At 69.8% G+C, this 19,031-nt stretch carries 20 protein-coding genes; 2 read left to right on the top strand and 18 right to left on the bottom strand.

Features of this window, described 5'->3' with window-relative positions:
* Positions 1-79 precede the first annotated feature (79 nt).
* The 6 genes from cobA to mqo are packed head-to-tail and all read right to left on the bottom strand — an operon-like array spanning position 80 to position 7,031.
* Complete coding sequence (gene cobA / locus K0O62_RS11805; RefSeq protein ID WP_073856162.1) at positions 80-1,282, bottom strand: uroporphyrinogen-III C-methyltransferase; 1,203 nt, start codon at positions 1,280-1,282, stop codon at positions 80-82.
* On the bottom strand, positions 1,279-2,646 hold the full coding sequence (locus tag K0O62_RS11800) for a cobyrinic acid a,c-diamide synthase CobB (RefSeq protein ID WP_073856161.1): 1,368 nt from the start codon (positions 2,644-2,646) through the stop codon (positions 1,279-1,281). Before K0O62_RS11800 ends, cobA begins: the two co-directional genes overlap by 4 nt.
* Entirely contained in the window at positions 2,640-3,254 is a 615-nt protein-coding gene (gene cobO / locus K0O62_RS11795) for a cob(I)yrinic acid a,c-diamide adenosyltransferase (RefSeq protein WP_073856160.1), read from the bottom strand. Before cobO ends, K0O62_RS11800 begins: the two co-directional genes overlap by 7 nt.
* Positions 3,255-3,263: 9 nt before the next feature.
* The gene (locus K0O62_RS11790) at positions 3,264-5,120 is read right to left on the bottom strand and encodes a magnesium chelatase subunit D family protein (protein ID WP_073856159.1); all 1,857 of its coding nucleotides are present in this window, start codon (positions 5,118-5,120) and stop codon (positions 3,264-3,266) included.
* Positions 5,117-5,578, bottom strand: coding sequence for a GNAT family N-acetyltransferase (locus tag K0O62_RS11785; protein ID WP_073856158.1), 462 nt, complete (start codon positions 5,576-5,578; stop codon positions 5,117-5,119). The genes K0O62_RS11790 and K0O62_RS11785 overlap by 4 nt, the downstream gene beginning before the upstream one ends.
* 13 nt (positions 5,579-5,591) lie before the next feature.
* Complete coding sequence (mqo, locus tag K0O62_RS11780; RefSeq protein WP_234800072.1) at positions 5,592-7,031, bottom strand: malate dehydrogenase (quinone); 1,440 nt, start codon at positions 7,029-7,031, stop codon at positions 5,592-5,594.
* Between the two features lie 121 nt (positions 7,032-7,152).
* On the opposite strand from mqo, the gene K0O62_RS11775 reads away from it, so the two are divergent.
* Both K0O62_RS11775 and mtr read left to right on the top strand, forming a co-directional pair.
* Positions 7,153-8,163, top strand: a complete 1,011-nt coding sequence (locus K0O62_RS11775; RefSeq protein WP_073856227.1) for an alpha/beta hydrolase — start codon at positions 7,153-7,155, stop codon at positions 8,161-8,163.
* Between the two features lie 11 nt (positions 8,164-8,174).
* A complete protein-coding gene (gene mtr / locus K0O62_RS11770; RefSeq protein WP_073856156.1) occupies positions 8,175-9,575 on the top strand; it encodes a mycothione reductase in 1,401 nt (466 codons plus the stop codon).
* Here mtr and K0O62_RS11765 read toward each other — a convergent pair.
* From K0O62_RS11765 to K0O62_RS11710, 12 genes are all read right to left on the bottom strand, one after another.
* Entirely contained in the window at positions 9,559-10,296 is a 738-nt protein-coding gene (locus tag K0O62_RS11765) for an energy-coupling factor ABC transporter ATP-binding protein (RefSeq protein ID WP_073856155.1), read from the bottom strand. The genes mtr and K0O62_RS11765 overlap by 17 nt on opposite strands.
* The gene (cbiQ, locus tag K0O62_RS11760; protein ID WP_073856154.1) at positions 10,293-11,063 is read right to left on the bottom strand and encodes a cobalt ECF transporter T component CbiQ; all 771 of its coding nucleotides are present in this window, start codon (positions 11,061-11,063) and stop codon (positions 10,293-10,295) included. The genes K0O62_RS11765 and cbiQ overlap by 4 nt, the downstream gene beginning before the upstream one ends.
* 12 nt (positions 11,064-11,075) lie before the next feature.
* On the bottom strand, positions 11,076-11,402 hold the full coding sequence (locus tag K0O62_RS11755) for a PDGLE domain-containing protein (RefSeq protein WP_073856153.1): 327 nt from the start codon (positions 11,400-11,402) through the stop codon (positions 11,076-11,078).
* The gene (locus K0O62_RS11750) at positions 11,399-12,073 is read right to left on the bottom strand and encodes an energy-coupling factor ABC transporter permease (RefSeq protein WP_073856152.1); all 675 of its coding nucleotides are present in this window, start codon (positions 12,071-12,073) and stop codon (positions 11,399-11,401) included. Before K0O62_RS11750 ends, K0O62_RS11755 begins: the two co-directional genes overlap by 4 nt.
* Positions 12,074-12,125: 52 nt before the next feature.
* A complete protein-coding gene (locus K0O62_RS11745) occupies positions 12,126-12,959 on the bottom strand; it encodes a class I SAM-dependent methyltransferase (protein ID WP_073856151.1) in 834 nt (277 codons plus the stop codon).
* Positions 12,960-13,015: 56 nt separating this feature from the next.
* Positions 13,016-13,336, bottom strand: a complete 321-nt coding sequence (locus tag K0O62_RS11740; protein WP_073856150.1) for an ArsR/SmtB family transcription factor — start codon at positions 13,334-13,336, stop codon at positions 13,016-13,018.
* A gap of 16 nt (positions 13,337-13,352) precedes the next feature.
* The gene (locus K0O62_RS11735) at positions 13,353-14,075 is read right to left on the bottom strand and encodes a FadR/GntR family transcriptional regulator (protein WP_073856149.1); all 723 of its coding nucleotides are present in this window, start codon (positions 14,073-14,075) and stop codon (positions 13,353-13,355) included.
* A 7-nt stretch (positions 14,076-14,082) separates the two neighbouring features.
* Positions 14,083-14,856, bottom strand: a complete 774-nt coding sequence (locus K0O62_RS11730; RefSeq protein ID WP_073856148.1) for a 3-oxoacyl-ACP reductase — start codon at positions 14,854-14,856, stop codon at positions 14,083-14,085.
* Between the two features lie 26 nt (positions 14,857-14,882).
* A complete protein-coding gene (locus tag K0O62_RS11725) occupies positions 14,883-16,250 on the bottom strand; it encodes an aldehyde dehydrogenase family protein (RefSeq protein ID WP_073856147.1) in 1,368 nt (455 codons plus the stop codon).
* Positions 16,247-17,017, bottom strand: coding sequence for a gamma-glutamyl-gamma-aminobutyrate hydrolase family protein (locus K0O62_RS11720; protein ID WP_073856146.1), 771 nt, complete (start codon positions 17,015-17,017; stop codon positions 16,247-16,249). Before K0O62_RS11720 ends, K0O62_RS11725 begins: the two co-directional genes overlap by 4 nt.
* The gene (locus tag K0O62_RS11715; RefSeq protein WP_073856145.1) at positions 17,004-18,368 is read right to left on the bottom strand and encodes a glutamine synthetase family protein; all 1,365 of its coding nucleotides are present in this window, start codon (positions 18,366-18,368) and stop codon (positions 17,004-17,006) included. The genes K0O62_RS11720 and K0O62_RS11715 overlap by 14 nt, the downstream gene beginning before the upstream one ends.
* A gap of 82 nt (positions 18,369-18,450) precedes the next feature.
* On the bottom strand, positions 18,451-19,014 hold the full coding sequence (locus K0O62_RS11710; protein ID WP_073856226.1) for an alpha/beta fold hydrolase: 564 nt from the start codon (positions 19,012-19,014) through the stop codon (positions 18,451-18,453).
* Between the last annotated feature and the right edge of the window lie 17 nt (positions 19,015-19,031).

Here is a 19,031-nt window from a genome sequence, read left to right as displayed (position 1 = left end):
CGTCCCGGCGGCCGGATTTGCGTCCGGCGTCGTTGAGAGCAGTCATACCGGGCTACTTTACAGTAATCTTAGAAATCCTTTAGTTACCGAATCCTGCCACGGCGCCGATCACGATGATTGCCGGCGGTCGAATCCCTTCCGAACGCACCCGCTCACCGACATCGGAAAGCGTCGCGCGCAATGTCCGTTGCGCGGCCGTCGTGCCGTGCTGCACCACCATAACGGGTGTATCCGCAGGTCTACCGCCCGCCAGCAGTGCCTGGGCGAAGAGCTCGATTCGTTCGACGGCCATCAGCAACACGATGGTGCCCGACATCGCGGCCAGCGCATCCCAATTCACTAACGATTCGGGATGGTCGGGCGCGACATGCCCGCTGACCACCACGAACTCGTGTGTCACATGGCGATGGGTGACCGGAATGCCCGCCAGCGCGGGAACGGCTATGGCGCTGGTCACACCCGGGACGACGGTCACCGGGACGCCGGCCTCGGCGCACGCGATGACCTCTTCGTAGCCACGGGCGAACACGAACGGGTCCCCGCCCTTGAGCCGGACCACGAACTTGCCCTCCTTGGCCCGTTCGATCAGGACGTTGTTGATCGCCTCCTGCGCCATCGCGCGGCCGTACGGGATCTTCGCCGCGTCGATCACCTCGACGTGCGGCGCAAGCTCGGCGAGCAGTTCCGGCGGGGCAAGCCGGTCGGCGACCACCACGTCGGCCTGGGCCAGCAGCCGTCGGCCACGCACCGTGATCAGTTCGGGGTCGCCCGGTCCCCCGCCGACGAGCGCCACCCCCTCGCGCACCACATCGTCGTCACTGCCGCGGTCGGTGATCAGGCCGCGCTGCAGGGCGTCACGGATCGCCGAGCGGATGGCGGCCGAGCGACGGTGCTCCCCGCCTGCCAGCACGCCGACCGACAGGCCCTCGTAGTCGAAGGTGGCCGGCGTGACGGCGGTGCCCTCCCGGGCCACATCGGCACGCACGCAGAAGATGCGCCGCCTCTCGGCGCCCGCCACGATCGCCGCGTTGACGTCCGGGTCGTCGGTGGCGGCCAGCACATACCAGGCACCGTCGAGATCCTCGTCACGGAAATCACGCAACGCCAAGGTGATCGGCTGGAAGGCTTCCACCGCGGGGGTCGCTTCGCGGGCGATGACGTGGACGTCGGCGCCGGCGGCGATCAGCAGGGGCAACCGTCGTTGGGCCACCGTGCCGCCGCCCACCACGACGACCTTGCGGCCTTCCAGACGCAGGCCGACCAGGTAGGCGTTCTCTGTCACCCGCCGAGCTTAAAGGTTGCGCCCGCGGCGACGAAGCGGGAGCTGGCATGTGGGTGCGCCGCCGGGTGTGTATGCAGGTAGCCGGCGTGCACGCCGCGATGCACGGCGCCGTCGCCGGCGTGGCGTCCGGCGGCCGAGCGAAACGCCCAGGCGCTCGGATAGTCCTGTCCGAAAGTCACCGCGGTGCGGTGGAACTCGTGCCCGCTGACCCGCTCTCCCACGGTGTGCAGTGACGAGTCGGTGACCGCCACCGCGTCCCGGTAGCCCAGGGTGAGCCGCTCGGTGAACCGCGCCGAGCCGGACAGCACGCCGCACATCGGCACCCCGTCGAGATCGTCGACCAGGTAGGTGAGCCCGGCGCACTCGGCGTGCACCGGGGCGCCCGCCGCGGCCAGCGCCCGGATCTGGGTGCGCACCGTCTCGTTGGCCGACAATTCGGCGGTGAACTGTTCGGGAAAGCCGCCCGGGATGACCAGCGCGGCGGTGTCTTCGGGCAGCGGATCGACCAGCGGGTCGAAGTCCACGACATCGGCCCCGGCCGCGACCAGCAGTTCCCGGTGTTCGGCGTAGCCGAAACTGAAGGCCCGTCCGGCGGCCAGTGCGACGGTCACAGCCGGGCTGGAGGTACCGGTCTCCGGGGACCAGGCGGGCGCACTCACCGTGGCGGTGGCGACCGCCGCCACGGCGGCGACATCCACGTGTTCGGCCACCAGATCGGTCATGGCGGCCACCGCGCGTTCGGCCAGTGCGCCGTACTCGACGGCGGTCACCAAACCCAGATGCCGCGACGGCACCTCCAACTCGGCGGCCCGCGGGATGGCGCCGAGCACCGGCACCCCGACCTGTTCGCAGGCTTGGCGCAGCACCGCCTCGTGCCGCGGTGTCCCGACCCGGTTCAGGATCACCCCGGCCATCCGGATCGAGGTGTCGAACGTCGAAAACCCGTGCAGCAGAGCGGCGACGCTGTGACTTTGACCACGCGCGTCGACCACCAGCAGCACCGGGGCGCCGAGCAGTCCGGCGACGTGCGCGGTCGATCCCTGTGCCGGGCCGATCCCGTCCGGGGAGATCCGGCCGTCGAACAGCCCCATCGCCCCTTCGACGACGGCGATGTCGGAGTCCGCGGCGCCGTGCCGGTACAGCGGCCCGATCTGCGGTTCGCCGACCAGCACCGGGTCCAGGTTGCGGCCCGGCCGACCCGTCGCCAGTGCGTGATACCCGGGATCGATGAAGTCGGGACCGACCTTGAACGGCGCGACCCGGTGCCCGGCGCGCCGCAGGGCGCCCATCAAACCCGTTGCCACCGTGGTCTTCCCGCTGCCCGAAGCGGGCGCGGTGATGACGACCGCCGGGGTGGTCACCATTCGATGCCGCGCTGGCCCTTGCGACCGGCGTCCATCGGGTGCTTGACCTTGGTCATCTCGGTCACCAGATCGGCGGCCTCGATCAACTCCTGCGGGGCGTCGCGGCCGGTGATCACCACATGCTGGTTGCCGCCCCGGTTACCGAGGACCTCCACCACCTCGTGCACGGAGATCCAGCCCCATTTGAGCGGGTAGGTGAATTCGTCGAGCACGTAGAAGTCGTGGCGCTCTTCGGCGATCCGGCGGCTGATCTCGGCCCACCCGTCGCGCGCGGTCTCGGCGTGGTCCACCTCGGACCCCTGCTTACGGGTCCACGACCAGCCCGAGCCCATCTTGTGCCATTGCACCGGACCGCCGACGCCGTGCTCGTCGTGCAGCTTGCCGAGCTCGCGAAATGCGCTCTCCTCGCCGACCTTCCACTTGGCGCTCTTGACGAACTGGAACACCGCGATGTCGAAACCCTGATTCCAGGCCCGCAACGCCATCCCGAACGCGGCGGTCGACTTTCCCTTGCCGGGCCCGGTGTGTACCGCCAGCAGCGGCGCGTTGCGCCGGGCCTTGGTGGTCAGCCCGTCGTTCGGCACGGTCAGTGGTTGTCCCTGTGGCATGGGTGCCTCCTACGCAGCGGTCTTGACCAGCGAGGTCAGCTCGCCGGCCTGCAGTTGGGCCAGCCGCACCGCGGGAGCGTGCAGGTGCCGGGCCAACTCGTCGGCCAAACCCAAACGCACAAAAGAGGTCTCGCAGTCCACCACGACGGCCGCGGCACCCTCGGCGACGAGCAGCCCGGCCGCGGCACGGGTCCGCCCCAGCGGGTCCGGCCCACCGGTGGCCCGGCCGTCGGTGAGCACCACCACCAGCGGGCGCCGGGCACGGTCGCGCGCCTTCTCCCGCAGCACCACATCGCGGGCCGCCAGCAGGCCTTGGGCCAGTGGGGTTTTGCCGCCGGTGTCGAACCGTGCCAGCCGCCGCCCGGCGATGTACACCGAGGAGGTCGGCGGCAACAGCAGATCGGCACGCTGACCGCGGAAGGTGATCACCGCGACCTTGTCACGGCGCTGGTAGGCGTCGCGCAGCAGCGAGAGCGCGGCGCCGCCGACCGCGGCCATCCGGTCCCGCGCGGCCATCGACCCGGATGCGTCGACGACGAAGATGACCAGGTTGCCTTCCCGCCCTTCCCGCACCGCGCGCCGCACATCGTCGGGCCGCACCTGCGGCCGGCCCGCGTGGCGCTGGTTGTTGACCGCCGCCAGCACGGTCGCGAACAGGTGGGTGCCATGACCCTCGCCGGGCACATCGGTGGAACCGACGGTGCTGCCGGTGCGGTTGCGCGCCCGGGAGCGCCGCCCCGGTGCACCCTCGCCGACACCGGGCACCACCAGCGCCTTGGTCCGGAAGGCCGCCGAGGGCGGTGCGCTGGAGCGGGTCTGCGGCGTGCCGGCCGGTTTCTCGGTCTGCGACGGCTCACCGGGCCGACCGTCGGTCTGCATCTCCCCGGGAGCATCTGATCCGCCGCCGGGCGGTTCCGGATCGGGTTCGGGATCCTCGGGGCCGTCTGCGGTCTGGGCCAATGCATCGTCGAGGCGCTCGGGATCCAGGCCCGGGTCGTCGAACGGGTCGCGGCGACGCCGGTGCGGCAGCGCCAGTTCGGCCGCCACCCGGATGTCCTGCTCCTCGACGGCGTCACTCCCCCGCCAGGCCGCATGTGCCACCGCGGTGCGCGCCACCACCAGGTCGGCACGCATACCGTCCACGTCGAAGGCCGCGCACAGCGCCGCGATGCGACGTAACTCGTTGTCGCCCAACACCACATCGCCGACGGCCGCACGGGCCCCGGCGATGCGGCGGGCCAGCTCGGCATCGCTGTCGGCGTACCGGGCGGCGAAGCCCGCCGGGTCGGCCTCGAAGGCCATCCGCGAGCGGATCACCTCGACACGGACATCGACATCGCGGGAGGCGGCCACGTCGACGGTCAGCCCGAACCGGTCCAGCAACTGCGGACGCAACTCGCCCTCTTCGGGGTTCATGGTGCCGATCAACACGAAACGGGCATCGTGGGAATGCGATACGCCGTCGCGTTCGATGTGCACCCGGCCCATCGCCGCCGCGTCGAGCAGCACGTCGACCAGATGGTCGTGCAGCAGGTTGACCTCGTCGACGTAGAGCACCCCGCCGTTCGCGCGGGCCAGCAGTCCCGGGGAGAACGCGTGCTCGCCGTCGCGCAGCACCTTCTGCAGATCCAGCGAGCCCACCACCCGGTCCTCGGTCGCCCCGATCGGCAACTCGACAAGCCGCGCGCCGTCGTCGACCTGGGCCAGCACCGCTGCCAGCGCCCGGACCGCGGTGGACTTGGCGGTCCCCTTCTCCCCGCGGATCAGCACGCCGCCGATATCGGGGCGGACCGCGCACAGCACCAGCGCCAGCCGCAGCCGCTCATGCCCGACCAGCGCGCTGAACGGATAGTGCACCACGGTCATAGGTTCACCGCTCCCGGCCGGATCATCGGCACATGCGGGATGCCGTCTTCGGTGTATTCCTCACCGTCCCGGACGAACCCGAGCGCGCCGTACATGTCCTGCAGATAGGTCTGCGCGTCGATGCGGCACGGGTGATTACCCACCTCGGCGACCGCGGCCTGCATCAACCGGGTGGTGTGCCCCCGGCCGCGGTCGGCGCGTTTGGTGCACACCCGCCCGATCCGGAAAACCTTCTCCCCGCCAGGGTGTTCCTCCATCAACCGCAACGTCGAGATCACCTGACCGTCATCACCTTCCAGCCAGAAGTGGCGGGTTTCGGCCAGCAGGTCGCGACCGTCGAGCTCGGGATACGGGCAGGCCTGCTCCACCACGAACACCTCGACCCGCAGCCTGAGCAGCTGGTAGAGGGTGGCGGCGTCCAGGTCCTTGGCCCAGCTGCGGCGCAGCGCAACCGTCATGGCGCGGCCCCCGTCACACGGACGCGGATTCGTCCAGCTTGAGCACCTTGGTACCCCAGTCCCAGACCTCGCGGAACAGGGCGGGTTCGCCGGACAACTTGGTGCCCAGCGACGGGATCATCTCCTTGAGCTTGGGCAGCCAGCCCTGGTACTGGTCGGCGAAGCAGCGCTCCATCACCTCCAGCATGGCCGGCACCGCGGTCGAGGCGCCCGGGGAGGCGCCCAGCAGGCCGGCGATGCTGCCGTCGGCGGCGCTGAGCACGGTGGTGCCGAACTCCAGCACACCGCCGGCGCCCTTGCGCCGGATGACCTGCACCCGCTGCCCGGCCACGTCCAGCTCCCAATCGGAATCGACTGCGCTGGGGGCGAATTCCCGCAGGGTGTCGACCCGGTCGCTCTCGCTGAGCAGCAGCTGCCCGATCAGGTACTTCAACAGTCCGGTTTCGGTCAGACCCACGCCCAGCATCGAGGCCAGGTTGTTGGGCTTGACCGACAGCGGCAGGTCGGTGATCTTGCCCTGCTTGAGGAACTTCGGCGACCAGCCGGCGAACGGGCCGAACAGCAGCCAGGACTTCCCGTTGATCACCCGGGTGTCCAAGTGCGGCACCGACATCGGCGGGGCGCCCAGCGGCGGCAGGCCGTACACCTTGGCCTGATGGTCGGCGGTCAGGTCCTGATTGCCGGTGCGCAGGAACGCACCACCGACTGGGAAGCCGCCGAAGCCCTTGGCCTCCTTGATGCCCGCCTTCTGCAGCAGCGGCAGCGCGCCGCCGCCGGCGCCGACGAACACGAACTTGGCGTTGATGGTGCTCTTGGCCCGGGTGCGCCGGTTGACGACCTTGACCGTCCAGGTGCCGTCGGAGCCCTGACGCAGATCGCGCACGTCGTGGCCGAACAGCGTCGTCATCCCCTGGCTCGCCGAGTAGCCGAGCAGCTGGCGCGACAGCGATCCGAAGTCCACGTCGGTGCCGGCCTGGGTCCAGTTCAGCGCGACCGGCTCACTGAAGTCGCGCTTGGCCGCCATGAACGGCAGCCGGCGGGTGAACTCGTCGCGGTCGTCGATGAACTCCATCGTCGAGAACAGCGGGTTGCTCACCAGCGCGTCGTAGCGGGCCCGCAGGTACTCGACGTTGGATGCCCCCTGCACGAAGCTCACGTGCGGAATCGGGTTGAGGAAGTTACGCACGTCGGGCAGCACACCGTTCTCGACGGCGTAGGCCCAGAACTGGCGGGAGACCTGGAACTGCTCGTTGACCGTGATCGCCTTGGCGGTGTCGATCGAGCCGTCGGACTTCTGCGGCGTGTAGTTCAGCTCGCACAGCGCGGAGTGCCCGGTACCGGCGTTGTTCCACGGATCGCTGCTCTCGGCGGCGGCGCCGTCGAGGCGTTCGATCAACGTGATCGACCAGTCGGGTTCCACCAGACGCAGCAGGGCGCCGAGAGTGGCGCTCATGATTCCCGCGCCGACGAGCACCACGTCTGTCTTAGCTACTTTCGTGTCAGACACGCACTAAGGTTATCCCGCCGCCGACGTGGCAGGCGCCCGGGCTGTGCGGGTCACTAGAGTGGCTGACGTGACCGGCTGGGAGCCCGACGTCTTACCTGGCTATCGCCAGCGGCCGCTGGCCCTGGGCGCCGACCCCGACGGGGAGGGCGAGCTGGTCGCCACCCTGGTGTGCCGGGGCGAACCGCCACACCGGGGCGGCGAGCGCGCCGTGCTCCTGGTGCACGGCTACACCGACTACTTCTTCCATACCGAGCTGGCGGATCACCTGGCCGGCCGGGGCTTCACCGTCTACGCGCTGGACCTGCCCAAATGCGGTCGGTCCCGGCGCGAGGGCCAGACCCCGCACTTCACCTCCGACCTGGCGCACTACGACACCGCGCTGCGGGCGGCGCTGGACGTGATCGGCTCCACCGACACGCTGGTGTACGGGCATTCCGCCGGCGGGCTGATCGTGACGCTGTGGCTGGACCGGCTGCGCCGGCGCAACGCCACCGGCCCGATCAGCGGCCTGGTGCTCAACAGCCCCTTCTTCGATCTGCACGGGCCGGCCATCCTGCGCACGCCGCCGACCTCGGCCGCGCTGATGGCATTGGCCAGGTTCCGGCGCACCCAGGTGGTGCGCAAGCCGACCCCGGGCGGGTACGGCACCAGCCTGCACCGCGACTACCACGGGGAGTTCGAGTACAACCTGGAATGGAAGCCGGTCGGCGGATTCCCGGTCACCTTCGGCTGGATCAACGCGGTCCGGCGCGCCCAGAAGCGGCTGCACCGCGGCCTGGACGTCGGGGTGCCCAGCCTGATCCTGCGTTCGGATCACAGTGTCACCGAGGCCGGTGACCCCGATCTCATCCAGCGCGGCGACGCGGTGCTCGACGTCACCCAGATCGCCCGCTGGGCCGGGTGTGTCGGCAACCGGCTCACCGTGGTGCCGATCCCCGATGCCAAACACGACGTCTTCCTGTCGCTGGCCCAGCCCCGGTCGGTGGCCTACCGCGAACTCGACACCTGGTTGGACGGATATCTCCGGACCGGGCCCACGACGACCTCACCACAACAGACCTCACCACAAACCGGATAAGGACGGCCCGCGTGGAGCATTACGACCTGACGATCATCGGAACCGGTTCGGGCAACAGCATCCCGGACCCGGATTTCGACCCCCGCTACCGGGACATGCGGATCGCGATCTGCGAGCAGGGCACCTTCGGTGGTACCTGCCTGAACGTCGGCTGCATTCCGACGAAGATGTTCGTCTACGCAGCCGAGGTGGCCCAGACGGTGCGGGAGAGCGCCCGCTACGGCATCGATGCCCACATCGACAAGGTCCGCTGGCCCGACATCGTCGCCCGGGTGTTCGGCCGGATCGACCCGATCGCCGCGGGCGGCGAGGCGTACAAACGCAGCCTGGCCAATATCGACGTCTACCGCAGCCACACCCGGTTCACCGGCACCGCCGACGGTCGCTACACGCTGCGCACCGAGGACGGCGCGGAGTTCAGTACCGATCAGGTGGTGCTCGCCGCCGGCGCCCGCGCGGTGGTGCCACCGGCCATCGCCGAATGCGGTGTGCGGTACTACACCAGCGACGACATCATGCGGATCGGCGAGTTACCCGAACACATGGTGATCGTCGGTGGCGGATTCGTGGCCGCGGAGTTCGCGCACGTGTTCTCCGCGCTCGGTGTCCGGGTCACCATCGTGGTGCGCGGACCCGGCATGCTGACCCACTGCGACGAGACGCTCTGCCACCGGTACACCGATCTGGCCGCGGCCAAATGGGATCTGCGCACCCACGTCAACGTGGTCGGGTCACGGCCTCATCAGGGTGACGGGGTGGTGCTCGAGCTCGATGACGGCACCGAGTTGACCGCCGACACCCTGCTGGTGGCCACCGGGCGCCGGCCCAACGGCGATCTGCTGGACGCCGAGCGGGCCGGCGTGCGGGTCGAGAACGGCCGGGTGGTGGTCGACGAGTACCAACGCACCACCGCGCGCGGGGTGTACGCGCTGGGCGATGTGTCCTCGCCCTACCAGCTCAAGCATGTGGCCAATCACGAGATGCGGGTGGTCCGGCACAACCTGCTGCGCGACTGGGACGACACCGCGGCGATGGTGGCCAGCGATCACCGGTTCGTGCCCTCGGCGGTGTTCACCGACCCGCAGCTGGCGACCGTCGGGCTCACCGAGGCGCAGGCCCGCGAGGCCGGTTACGACGTCGTGGTGAAGGTGCAGGACTACAGCTCCACCGCCTACGGGTGGGCGATGGAAGACGAAACCGGGATCGCCAAGCTGATCGGCGACCGCGCCACCGGCAAGCTGCTCGGGGCGCACATCATGGGACATCAGGCCTCGTCGATCATCCAGCCGCTGATCCAGGCGATCAGCTTCGGCCAGACCGCCAGAGAGGTTGCCACCGGCCAGTATTGGATCCACCCGGCGTTGCCGGAGGTGGTCGAGAACGCGTTGCTGGGTCTCACCGACACACGCTGAAGCCCCAGGGCAGTTCGAGTCGGTGCGCGGCCAGCAACCCGGCGTCACCCAGCACGTCGGCCATCGCGCCGTCCGCGACCACCCGACCGCCGTCCAGGATCACTGCGCGGGTGCACAATTGGGCGGCGTACGGCAGATCGTGGGTGACCACGAGCATGGTGGCCGTCAACCCGGACAGTGTCTCGGCGAGCTCACGCCGGGCCTGCGGGTCCAGATTGGCCGACGGTTCGTCGAGCACCAGGATGTCGGGGTGGCAGGCCAGCACGGTGGCCAGGGCGGCCCGGCGACGCTGACCGAGTGACAGGTGCGCGGGACTACGGTCGGCGTGCTCGGTCATCGAGACCGCGGCCAGTGCCTCGGCGACCCGGCGGGTCAACTCCGCACCGCCCACCCCGAAATTGGCCGGCCCGAACGCGACATCTTGGCCGACAGTCGGCATGAACAACTGGTCGTCGGGGTCCTGGAAGACCAGACCCACCCGCCGGCGGATCTCCCGGACGGTCTTGCGCGACAAGATGGTCTCGCCGATCGTCACGCTGCCCCGGGTCGGGGTCAGGACACCGTTGAGCGAGAGCATGAGCGTGGTCTTACCGGCCCCGTTCGGTCCGAGGATGGCGACCCGCTCCCCCTCGGACACCTCGAGATCCACGCCGTCCAGCGCCCGGTGCCCGTCGGGGTAGACGTGCCCCAGCCCGCTCACCCGGACCGCCGGCCGGGTCATCGCAGCACCCAGGCCGACGCGGACACCGCGAGGGCGAACCCGGCGGGCAGCAGGGCCACCGACCAGTCGAGGGCGCGTGCCCGGCCCGTGCCGATGGCGAGTTCGGGTACCCGACCGTCGAATCCCCGCGACAGCATGGCCAGGTAGACCCGTTCGCCGCGCTCGTAGGACCTCAGGAACAGCACGCCGATACTGCGTGCGAGGGCGCCGGCCTGGTGCAGCGTCCGCGGGGAGTCACCGCGGGACAGTCGCGCCGAACGCATCCGGCGCGCTTCGCCGCTGAGCACGTCGATGTAGCGGATCATCAGCACCAGCATCGAGGTCACCAGCGCGGGCACCCCGAGTCGGCTCAGGGCGACCGGGAGTTCGCGGGCCGAGGTGGTGGCCGCCACGGTCAGCGATGCCGCCACACCCAGGGTGCCCTTCACCACGATGCCCCACGCCGCCCACAGGCCGCTCACCGAAAGCTGGGTTCCGGCGACGGCGATCCGCTCACCACCCTCGGAGAACGGCAGCAGCACCGCGAGCACCACGAACGGCGCCTCGATCAGCATCCGCGGCAGAACCCAGCGCAGCGGGATGCGCGCCCACCGCCAGAGCGCCAGGATCGCCACCGCGTAGATCGCGTACGGCCAGAACATGTCCCGCGGCGTGGCGACCACGGCGAGCACCACCAGCACCAGGCAGACGATCTTCACCTCGGCGGGAGCCCGGTGCAGCGAGGAGTTCCCGTCCCGGTACAACGGGTGCGAGTGCCCGGTGCCCATCCCCCGACTCGCTCAGCCGGCCGATCGACGGCGAGCGATGATCCAGAACAGCCCACCGGCGACCGCGAGGGTGACCAGCGCACCGATCACCCCGGCCACGCCGCCGGTGTGTTCCTGTCCGGCCACCGCGTAATCGGCCAGCGGCGAACCGCCCAGGGCATGCTCGTCGGCGTGCTGGGCGATGCAGTCTCCGGTGAGTTCTTCGGCCCCGTCGACCTCGACGACCTCGCAGCCGCGCAGCGTCGCCGAGTCCAGCCCGTCCGGGCTGGCGCTGGCCAGATAGGACACCCCACCGGCGATCAGCAGGGTGAGGATCAGTGCTCCGGCCCAGAACCTCATGCCGGTACCTGCTGGCGGGTGCGGCGCAGCAGGTACACCAGATCGGGGCGCGCACGGGCCACGGCCACCACCGTCAGCGCGGTGATCACGCCCTCACCGATCCCGATCAGCAGGTGGGTGCCGAACATATAGCCGGCGACCGTGGTCAGCGAGGCCGTGGCGGCACCGCCGATCGCATACTCGGCGACGAAACCCATTGACGCGCAGACAGTTCCGACGACGGCCGCGATGAACGCCGAGGGCCCCAGCTGTTTGGTGAGCCGGTAGGCCAGCACCGCGGTGCCGTAGCCCGCCGCGACGCCGATGAGCGACATGTTGGCGATGTTGGTGCCCAGCGCACTGACGCCGCCGTCCGCGAACAGCAGGCTCTGCACCACCAGGACGATGGCCACACACAGCGCGCCGGTGTAGGGGCCGACCAGGATGGCCGCCAGCGCCCCACCGAGCAGGTGACCGCTGACCCCCGGCAGGATCGGGAAGTTCACCATCTGCACGGCGAAGATGAAAGCGGCGACCAGGCCGGCCAGCGGGACGGTGCGCTCATCGAGTTCGCGTTGCGCACGCCAGCCGCAGAAGCCAAGGGCGGCAACGGCAATGGCTGCGAACATCAGCGAGACAGGCGCGTTGATGATGCCGTCGCTCATATGCATGGCGACGAGCTGCTGAGTCATTCATCGAGCCTAAGACCCGTGCCGATATCTGTCCAGATGAACAGACGATCAGCTATGCGGCCGTCCCGGTCACCAGCAGGTACTCGGCGTCCCAGTGGCCGTCGCGCTGCGTCTCGGTCAGGAAGTCCAGGAAGGCCTCGTCCAGTGCCGCGACCCGTTCGGGCCGGCCGGCATTGAACGTGTACACCGCGATGGTGGGCCCGTAATTGCGCTTCCAGTACTCGCGGAATTCCAGCGGGTCGGTGCAGTGATCGAATGCCACGGTCTGGTGCCGGAAGGTGACATCGGTGAGGCGATCGCCGAACAACTCGCGCACATGGGCCTCGTCGCCCCACAGCGGCGCCGGGCCGGCCCCGGGCGGGGGTGGCGGCGCGTAGGGCTTCATGGTGGCGAACAGTCGACCGATGAAACCCGTTGGTGTCCAGTTGATCAGGCCGATGGTGCCGCCGGGCCGGCAGACCCGCAGCAGTTCGTCGGCGGCCGCCTGATGCCGCGGCGCGAACATCACCCCGACACACGACATGACGATGTCGAAGGCGTTGTCCGCGAACGGCATCGCCTCGGCATCGGCCTCCACCCACTCCAACTCCACACCGTGCTGCGCCGCATGTGCGCGGCCCGCCTCGAACAGTTCCGGGGTGAGATCGCCCGCGGTGACCGATGCTCCGGCCAGTGCCGCCGGAATCGCGGCGTTGCCCGCCCCCGCCGCGACGTCGAGCACCCGGTCACCGGGCCGGACACGGCATGCGCGCACCAGTTCGGGCCCGAGTTCGGGGATGAGTTCGCCTGCCACCGCGGCGTAGTCGCCGGAGGCCCAGAGCGCGCGGTGTTTGGCCTTCACCGCGCGATCGGCATCGGCGGGGTTCGGATCGACTTCGGCGCCCATGCATCGATGGTGATCCCCACCGGCGGCGCACATGCCGGATTGACCGAATTGCCGCCTCAGCTGTGCCCGGCGCCGATCCAGTGCAGCAGGTCATGCACGATCTCGTCCTCGAGTCGATAGCTGACCGAGCGGCCGACCCGGACACTGCTCACCCAGCCCTGCTGACGCAGGATGCGCAGGGCCTGGGACACCGCGTTCTCGGACCGGCCCAGCGCCGCCGCCAGGTCGCCGACGCAGATGCCCGGTGCCCGGTGCAGGCTGAGCAGGATCTCGAGGCGGTGCGGATCGGAGAGCAGGTCGAACCGCTGCGCCCAGCCGGCGGTATCGACGTCGGCCAGCGCGGACGAGGCCCGCGCCACCACCGAGGGATCGGTCATGGCTGCAAATCTAACCTCAGTCCAGGAATCCGTGCAGCAGCGCCGCCGAACCCGCCAGGTGGGCGCACATCGCGTCGGCGGCGGCCTGCTCATCGCCGGCCAGGATCGCCTCCACGATGGCCTGATGCTGCTCATCGGAGTGCGCGATATTGCGCTGCAGCAACGGGATCTGATCCAGCAGGGCGTTGACCCGCATCCGGTTCTCGGCCACCAGCGGCACCAGCGACGGCGACCCGGCCGCCTCGGCGATCGCCAGGTGCAGCCGCGAGTCCAGCCGGCGGTAATCCTCGGATGTGGCCGCGCGGACGTCGGCGAGCCGGTTGCGCAGCGTCGCGGCCTCGACCTCGCCGAGGCTGCGGCCGGCGGCCATCCGCGCGGCACCGACCTCCAGGATCTCCCGCAGCCGCAGCGCATCGTCGATGTCGGCGCGATCGAGCCGGACCCCGGCGGCGCGCGGCGTGGGTAGCTGCTCGGCCAGGAAGGTGCCGCCGTAGCGCCCGCGGCGGGACTGCAGATAACCGGCGTCGGCCAGCGATTTGATCGCCTCGCGCACCGTGTCGCGGCTGACCCCCAGCCGGACCGCCAGTTCGCGTTCCGGCGGCAACGACTCCCCCGGGGCCAGCACGCCCAGCCGAATCGTCTCCAGCAGCCGGGCCACGGTGTCCTCGAAGGCGTTGCCCAGCCGGACCGGACGCAGCAGGGTCTCGGCGGTCGGTGCGGGGTCGGGTTCAGAATCCATCATCGGCTCACAGCGGCGTGACGTAGTGGCCGCTGATGCCACCGTCGACGAGAAAACTGGAGGCGGTGATGAAGGAGGCGTCGTCGCTGGCCAGGAACGCAACGGCGGCGGCCAGTTCCTCGGGTTCGGCGAACCGGCCGACCGGGACGTGCACCAGCCGGCGCGCCGCCCGCTCGGGATCCTTGGCGAACAGTTCCTGCAGCAGCGGGGTGTTCACCGGCCCCGGGCACAGCGCGTTGACCCGGATGCCCTGGCGCGCGTACTGGACACCGAGCTCGCGCGACATGGCCAGCACGCCGCCCTTGGAGGCGGTGTAGGAGATCTGCGAGGTCGCCGACCCCATCACCGCGACGAACGATGCGGTGTTGACGATCGACCCCTTCTGCGCCGGAACCATGTGCCGCAGCGCCGCCTTGCAGCAGAAGAACACCGATTTGAGGTTGATGTCCTGCACCCGCTGCCACGCGTCGATGCCGGTGTTCTCGATCAGATCGTCCTCGGGCGGGCTGATACCGGCGTTGTTGAACGCGATGTCCACGCCCCCGTGGACGTCGAAGGCCGTGTCGAACAGGTTGTCCACCGCCGCCTGATCGGAGACGTCGACGGGCACGAAGGTGACGTTCAGGTCATTGGCGACCGAACGCCCGGCGGTCTCGTCGAGATCACCGAGGACGACGACCGCGCCTTCGGCCTGCATCCGTTTGGCGGCCGCCAGGCCGATGCCGCTGGCGCCGCCGGTGATGACGGCGACCTTGTCCTTGAGTCGCTGGGTCAGATCCATGGTGGTGACTCCTTACTGCTCGTCGTCTACTGCTCATCGGCGATGGCGATGAAGACGTTCTTGGTCTCGGTGAACGACAACGGGGCCTGCGGTCCCAGTTCCCGGCCCAGACCCGACTGCTTGAAGCCACCGAACGGGGTGGCGTACCGCACCGAGGAGTGCGAGTTGACGCTCAGGTTGCCGGCCTCGACGGCCCGGCTGACCCGCAGTGCGCGCGATACGTTGTCGGTCCAGATCGACCCGGACAGCCCGTATCTGGTGTCGTTGGCCAGTGTCACCGCGTCGGCCTCGTCGTCGAACGCCAGCACCGTCACCACCGGGCCGAAGATCTCCTCGGTGACGGTTGGATCGCTGCGCTGCGGGGTCAATACCGTTGGCGGGAACCAGAATCCTGGCCCTTCCGGGGCGGAGCCCCGGAACGCCACCGGCGCGTCGTCGGGGACGTAGCCGCGCACCGACTCCCAGTGCGGCCGCGATACCAGCGGCCCCATCTCGGTGTCCCGGGAGGCCGGGTCGCCGACCACCACCCCGGCGACGGCCGGCTCGAGCAGTTCCATGAAGCGGTCGTATACGGTGCGCTGCACCAGGATCCGGCTGCGCGCGCAGCAGTCCTGTCCGGCGTTGTCGAAGACACCGTAGGGTGCGGTGGCGGCCGCGCGTTCCAGGTCGCAGTCGTCGAACACGATGTTGGCGCTCTTGCCGCCGAGTTCGAGGGTGACCCGCTTGACCTGTGCGGCGGCGCCGGCCATCACCCGGGTACCGACCGCGGTCGATCCGGTGAACACGATCTTGCGCACATCCGGGTGGGTGACGAAGCGTTCACCGACCACCGTCCCGGCGCCGGGCAGCACCTGGAACAGGTCCGGGTCCAGCCCCGAGGCCACCGCCAGTTCCGCCAGCCGCATGGTGGTCAGCGGAGTCCACTCGGCGGGTTTGAGCACGACCGCGTTCCCGGCGGCCAGCGCCGGGGCGAAACCCCACGAGGCGATGGTCATCGGGAAGTTCCACGGGGTGATCACCCCGACCACGCCGAGCGGTTCGTTGAAGGTGACATCGAGCCCCCCGGCCACCGGGATCTGCTGGCCGACAAGGCGTTCAGGGCTCGCGGCGTAGTAGTTCAGCACGTCGCGGACGTGCCCGGCCTCCCCTTCTGCCTGCCCGATCGGGTGTCCGGAGTTCGCCACTTCCAGGGCTGCGAGCTCGTCGATGTGGGCGTCCACGACGGCCGCGAAGGCCCGCAGCGCGCCGGCCCGGTCCGCCGGCGCCAGCCGCGCCCAGCGGCGCTGAGCGGATTTGGCGCGCGCCACCGCGTCGTCGACCGCGGCGACGTCGAGCAGGTCGACCTCGCACAGCGCTTCCTCGGTGGCCGGGTTGATCACCGTGCAGGTGCTCATGTGGCGACCTTGCCTTTCGCGTAGTCGGCGGCGGCCTCGGCGACCGCGGTGAACAGCCGCACATCGTCGAGCCGTTCCTCGGGATGCCACTGGACGGCGAGCACGAAGGGCGCACGCCCCGGTCCGGCAGCTCCGAGTTCGACCGCTTCGATGACCCCGTCGACGGTGTCGCGGGCGCTGACGATCAGTCCGTCGCCGAGCCGGTCGATAGCCTGATGGTGGTAGCACTGTGCGTCCGAGGAGTCGCCGATCAGCGCGGCCAGCCGGGTGCCCGCCACGGTGCGCACCGACGAGGTGGAGAAGACCGCGTTGCCCCGCTGATGCCGGGTGTGGCCGAGCACATCGGGCAGGTGCTGGTGCAGGGTGCCGCCGAGGGCGACGTTGAGCACCTGCGCTCCCCGGCAGATGCCCAGCACCGGCATGCTGCGCCGCAGCGCGGCGCGCAGGAGTGCGAACTCCCAGGCGTCTCGTTCACCCATCGGCTCGTCGGTGGTCGGGTGTCGAAGCCGGCCATAGCTTTCCGGATTGACGTCGCGTCCACCGGTGATGATCAGGCCGTCGATTCCGTCCAGCACGCGCTCGGCCACTTCGGTGCCGCCGGGCTGCGGGGGCAACAGCGTGGCGACGGCTCCGCCGCGGTTGACGCCCTCGATGTAGATGGCGGGCAGGAAGGAGGCGTCGACATCCCAGACGCCGCTCTGGGCGCGCTGCAGGTAGGTGGTCAGCCCCAGGACCGGCGGGCTGTCTCCCGGCTCAGAGGCGTTCAAAGCCGCGCACCCTCTCCCAGTCGGTGACCGCGGCGTTGAACGCGGTCAGTTCGACCCGCGCATTGTTCAGGTAGTGCGCGACGATCTCCTCGCCGAAGGCGGCGCGGGCGACCTCGGAGCCCTCGAACAGTGCGGCCGCATCGGCCAGGGTGTTCGGTAACCGTTGCGCGCCGCCGGCGTACGCGTTGCCGGTGCACGCGTCCTCCAGCGCCAAGCCCGCGTCGATGCCGTGCAGCCCGCCGGCGATCAGCGCCGAGACGGCCAGGTACTGGTTCACGTCACCGCCGGGCGCTCGGCACTCCATCCGCATCCCGTGGCCGTGACCGACCACCCGCAGCGCGCAGGTCCGGTTGTCCATCCCCCAGGCCACCGCGGTCGGCGCGAAGCTCCCGTCGGCGAAGCGCTTGTAGGAGTTGATGTTCGGCGCGTAGAACAGCGTCATCTCGCGCAGGGTGGCGAGTTGCCCCGCCACGAAGCTGCGGAACATCGCCGACATGCCGTCGGGGCCGGAGTCATCGGCAAAGACAGCCGAACCGTCCGTATGACGGAGCGATATGTGGATGTGGCAGCTGTTGCCCTCGTGCTCGTCGAATTTCGCCATGAAGGTGATCGACTTGCCGTGCTGATCGGCGATCTCCTTGGCGCCGTTCTTGTAGATGGTGTGGTTGTCGCAGGTGGTCAGGGCCTCGTCGTAGCGGAACGCGATCTCCTGCTGCCCGAGGTTGCATTCCCCCTTCACGCCCTCGCAGTACATCCCGGCGCCTTCCATCCCGAGGCGGATGTCGCGCAGCAGCGGCTCCATCCGGGTGGAGGCCAGCATTGCGTAGTCGATGTTGTAATCGCTGGCCGGTGTCAGGTCCCGGTATCCGGCGTGCCACGCGTCGCGGTAGGTGTCGTCGAACACCATGAATTCCAGCTCGGTGCCGACGAACGCCGTCAGTCCGCGCTGCGCCAGCCGGTCCAGCTGGGCGCGCAGGATGCTGCGCGGGGCGACGGCCACCGGTCGGCCGTCGGTGAAGGACAGGTCGGCCATCACCAGCGCGGTACCCGGCAGCCACGGCAACCGGCGCAGCGTACCGAAGTCCGGGGTCATCACCATGTCGCCATAGCCGGTCTCCCAGCTCGACATGGCGTAGCCGTCGACGGTGTTCATGTCGACGTCGACGGCCAGCAGGTAGTTGCAGCATTCGGCGCCGTGCGCGGCCACCTCCTCGACGAACAGCCGCGCCGAGACCCGCTTCCCGGTGAGCCGGCCCTGCATGTCGGGGAACGCGACGATGACGGTGTCGACCTCGTGGGCCGCGACGAGCTGTTCCAGAGTGGCCTGCGACAGCATTCCGGTTGCAACCATCGGGCGTGTTCCCCTCGTCGGCTCGACGCGGGTCGACGGTGACCGGCGCCACCTCTAAAGGTAGGCCATCAGACCAATGGAGTCACCAGGTGCTGGTGCGCATCACGATCTCGGCGGCCAGCTGCGCCGTGGACTCACCGGGGTTGCGCCGGCCGAGCAACTCCACGACCCGGAAGTCTCCGAAGACGTATTGCTGGCTGGCGCGAACGACTTTCGCCGCCGAGGCGGTGCTCACCAGCGCGGTGGTGGCCACCTCCACCGGCGGGCAGGTCTCATTGCGGATGGCCCCGGCCTCATCGGGGACCCGCGGATGCCCGCGGTCGACCACCACCAGCCCGGTGAACCGGTCCAGCCTGCTGGCCGCGAGTTCCCAGGCGAGTTCGGCCCCGACCCGGTCACCGACCAGGGTTCCCCAGCGCACGCCGAGGGCGTCCATGATGCCGATCACCGAACGCGCCGCCAGTTCTGGCGACGGCGGGATGACGATGGTGCGCAGCGTCGCGGTGTGCAGTCGGTGACACACCGCGTCGTAGGCGGCGGGTGCCTGTTTGACCGAGCCGAGCAGCACCACCACGCCGGCGTTCTCCGGGCCTGCGACCTCGACCGCGAAGGGGGAACCGTCCACGGTGACGGTGGTGGCTGGCATCTGGGTCACGCTAGGAC

Origin of the sequence: Mycolicibacterium diernhoferi (assembly GCF_019456655.1) — a bacterium.
Taxonomy (GTDB): Bacteria; Actinomycetota; Actinomycetes; order Mycobacteriales; family Mycobacteriaceae; genus Mycobacterium; species Mycobacterium diernhoferi.
This window is presented reverse-complemented; position numbering and strand designations above follow the sequence as displayed.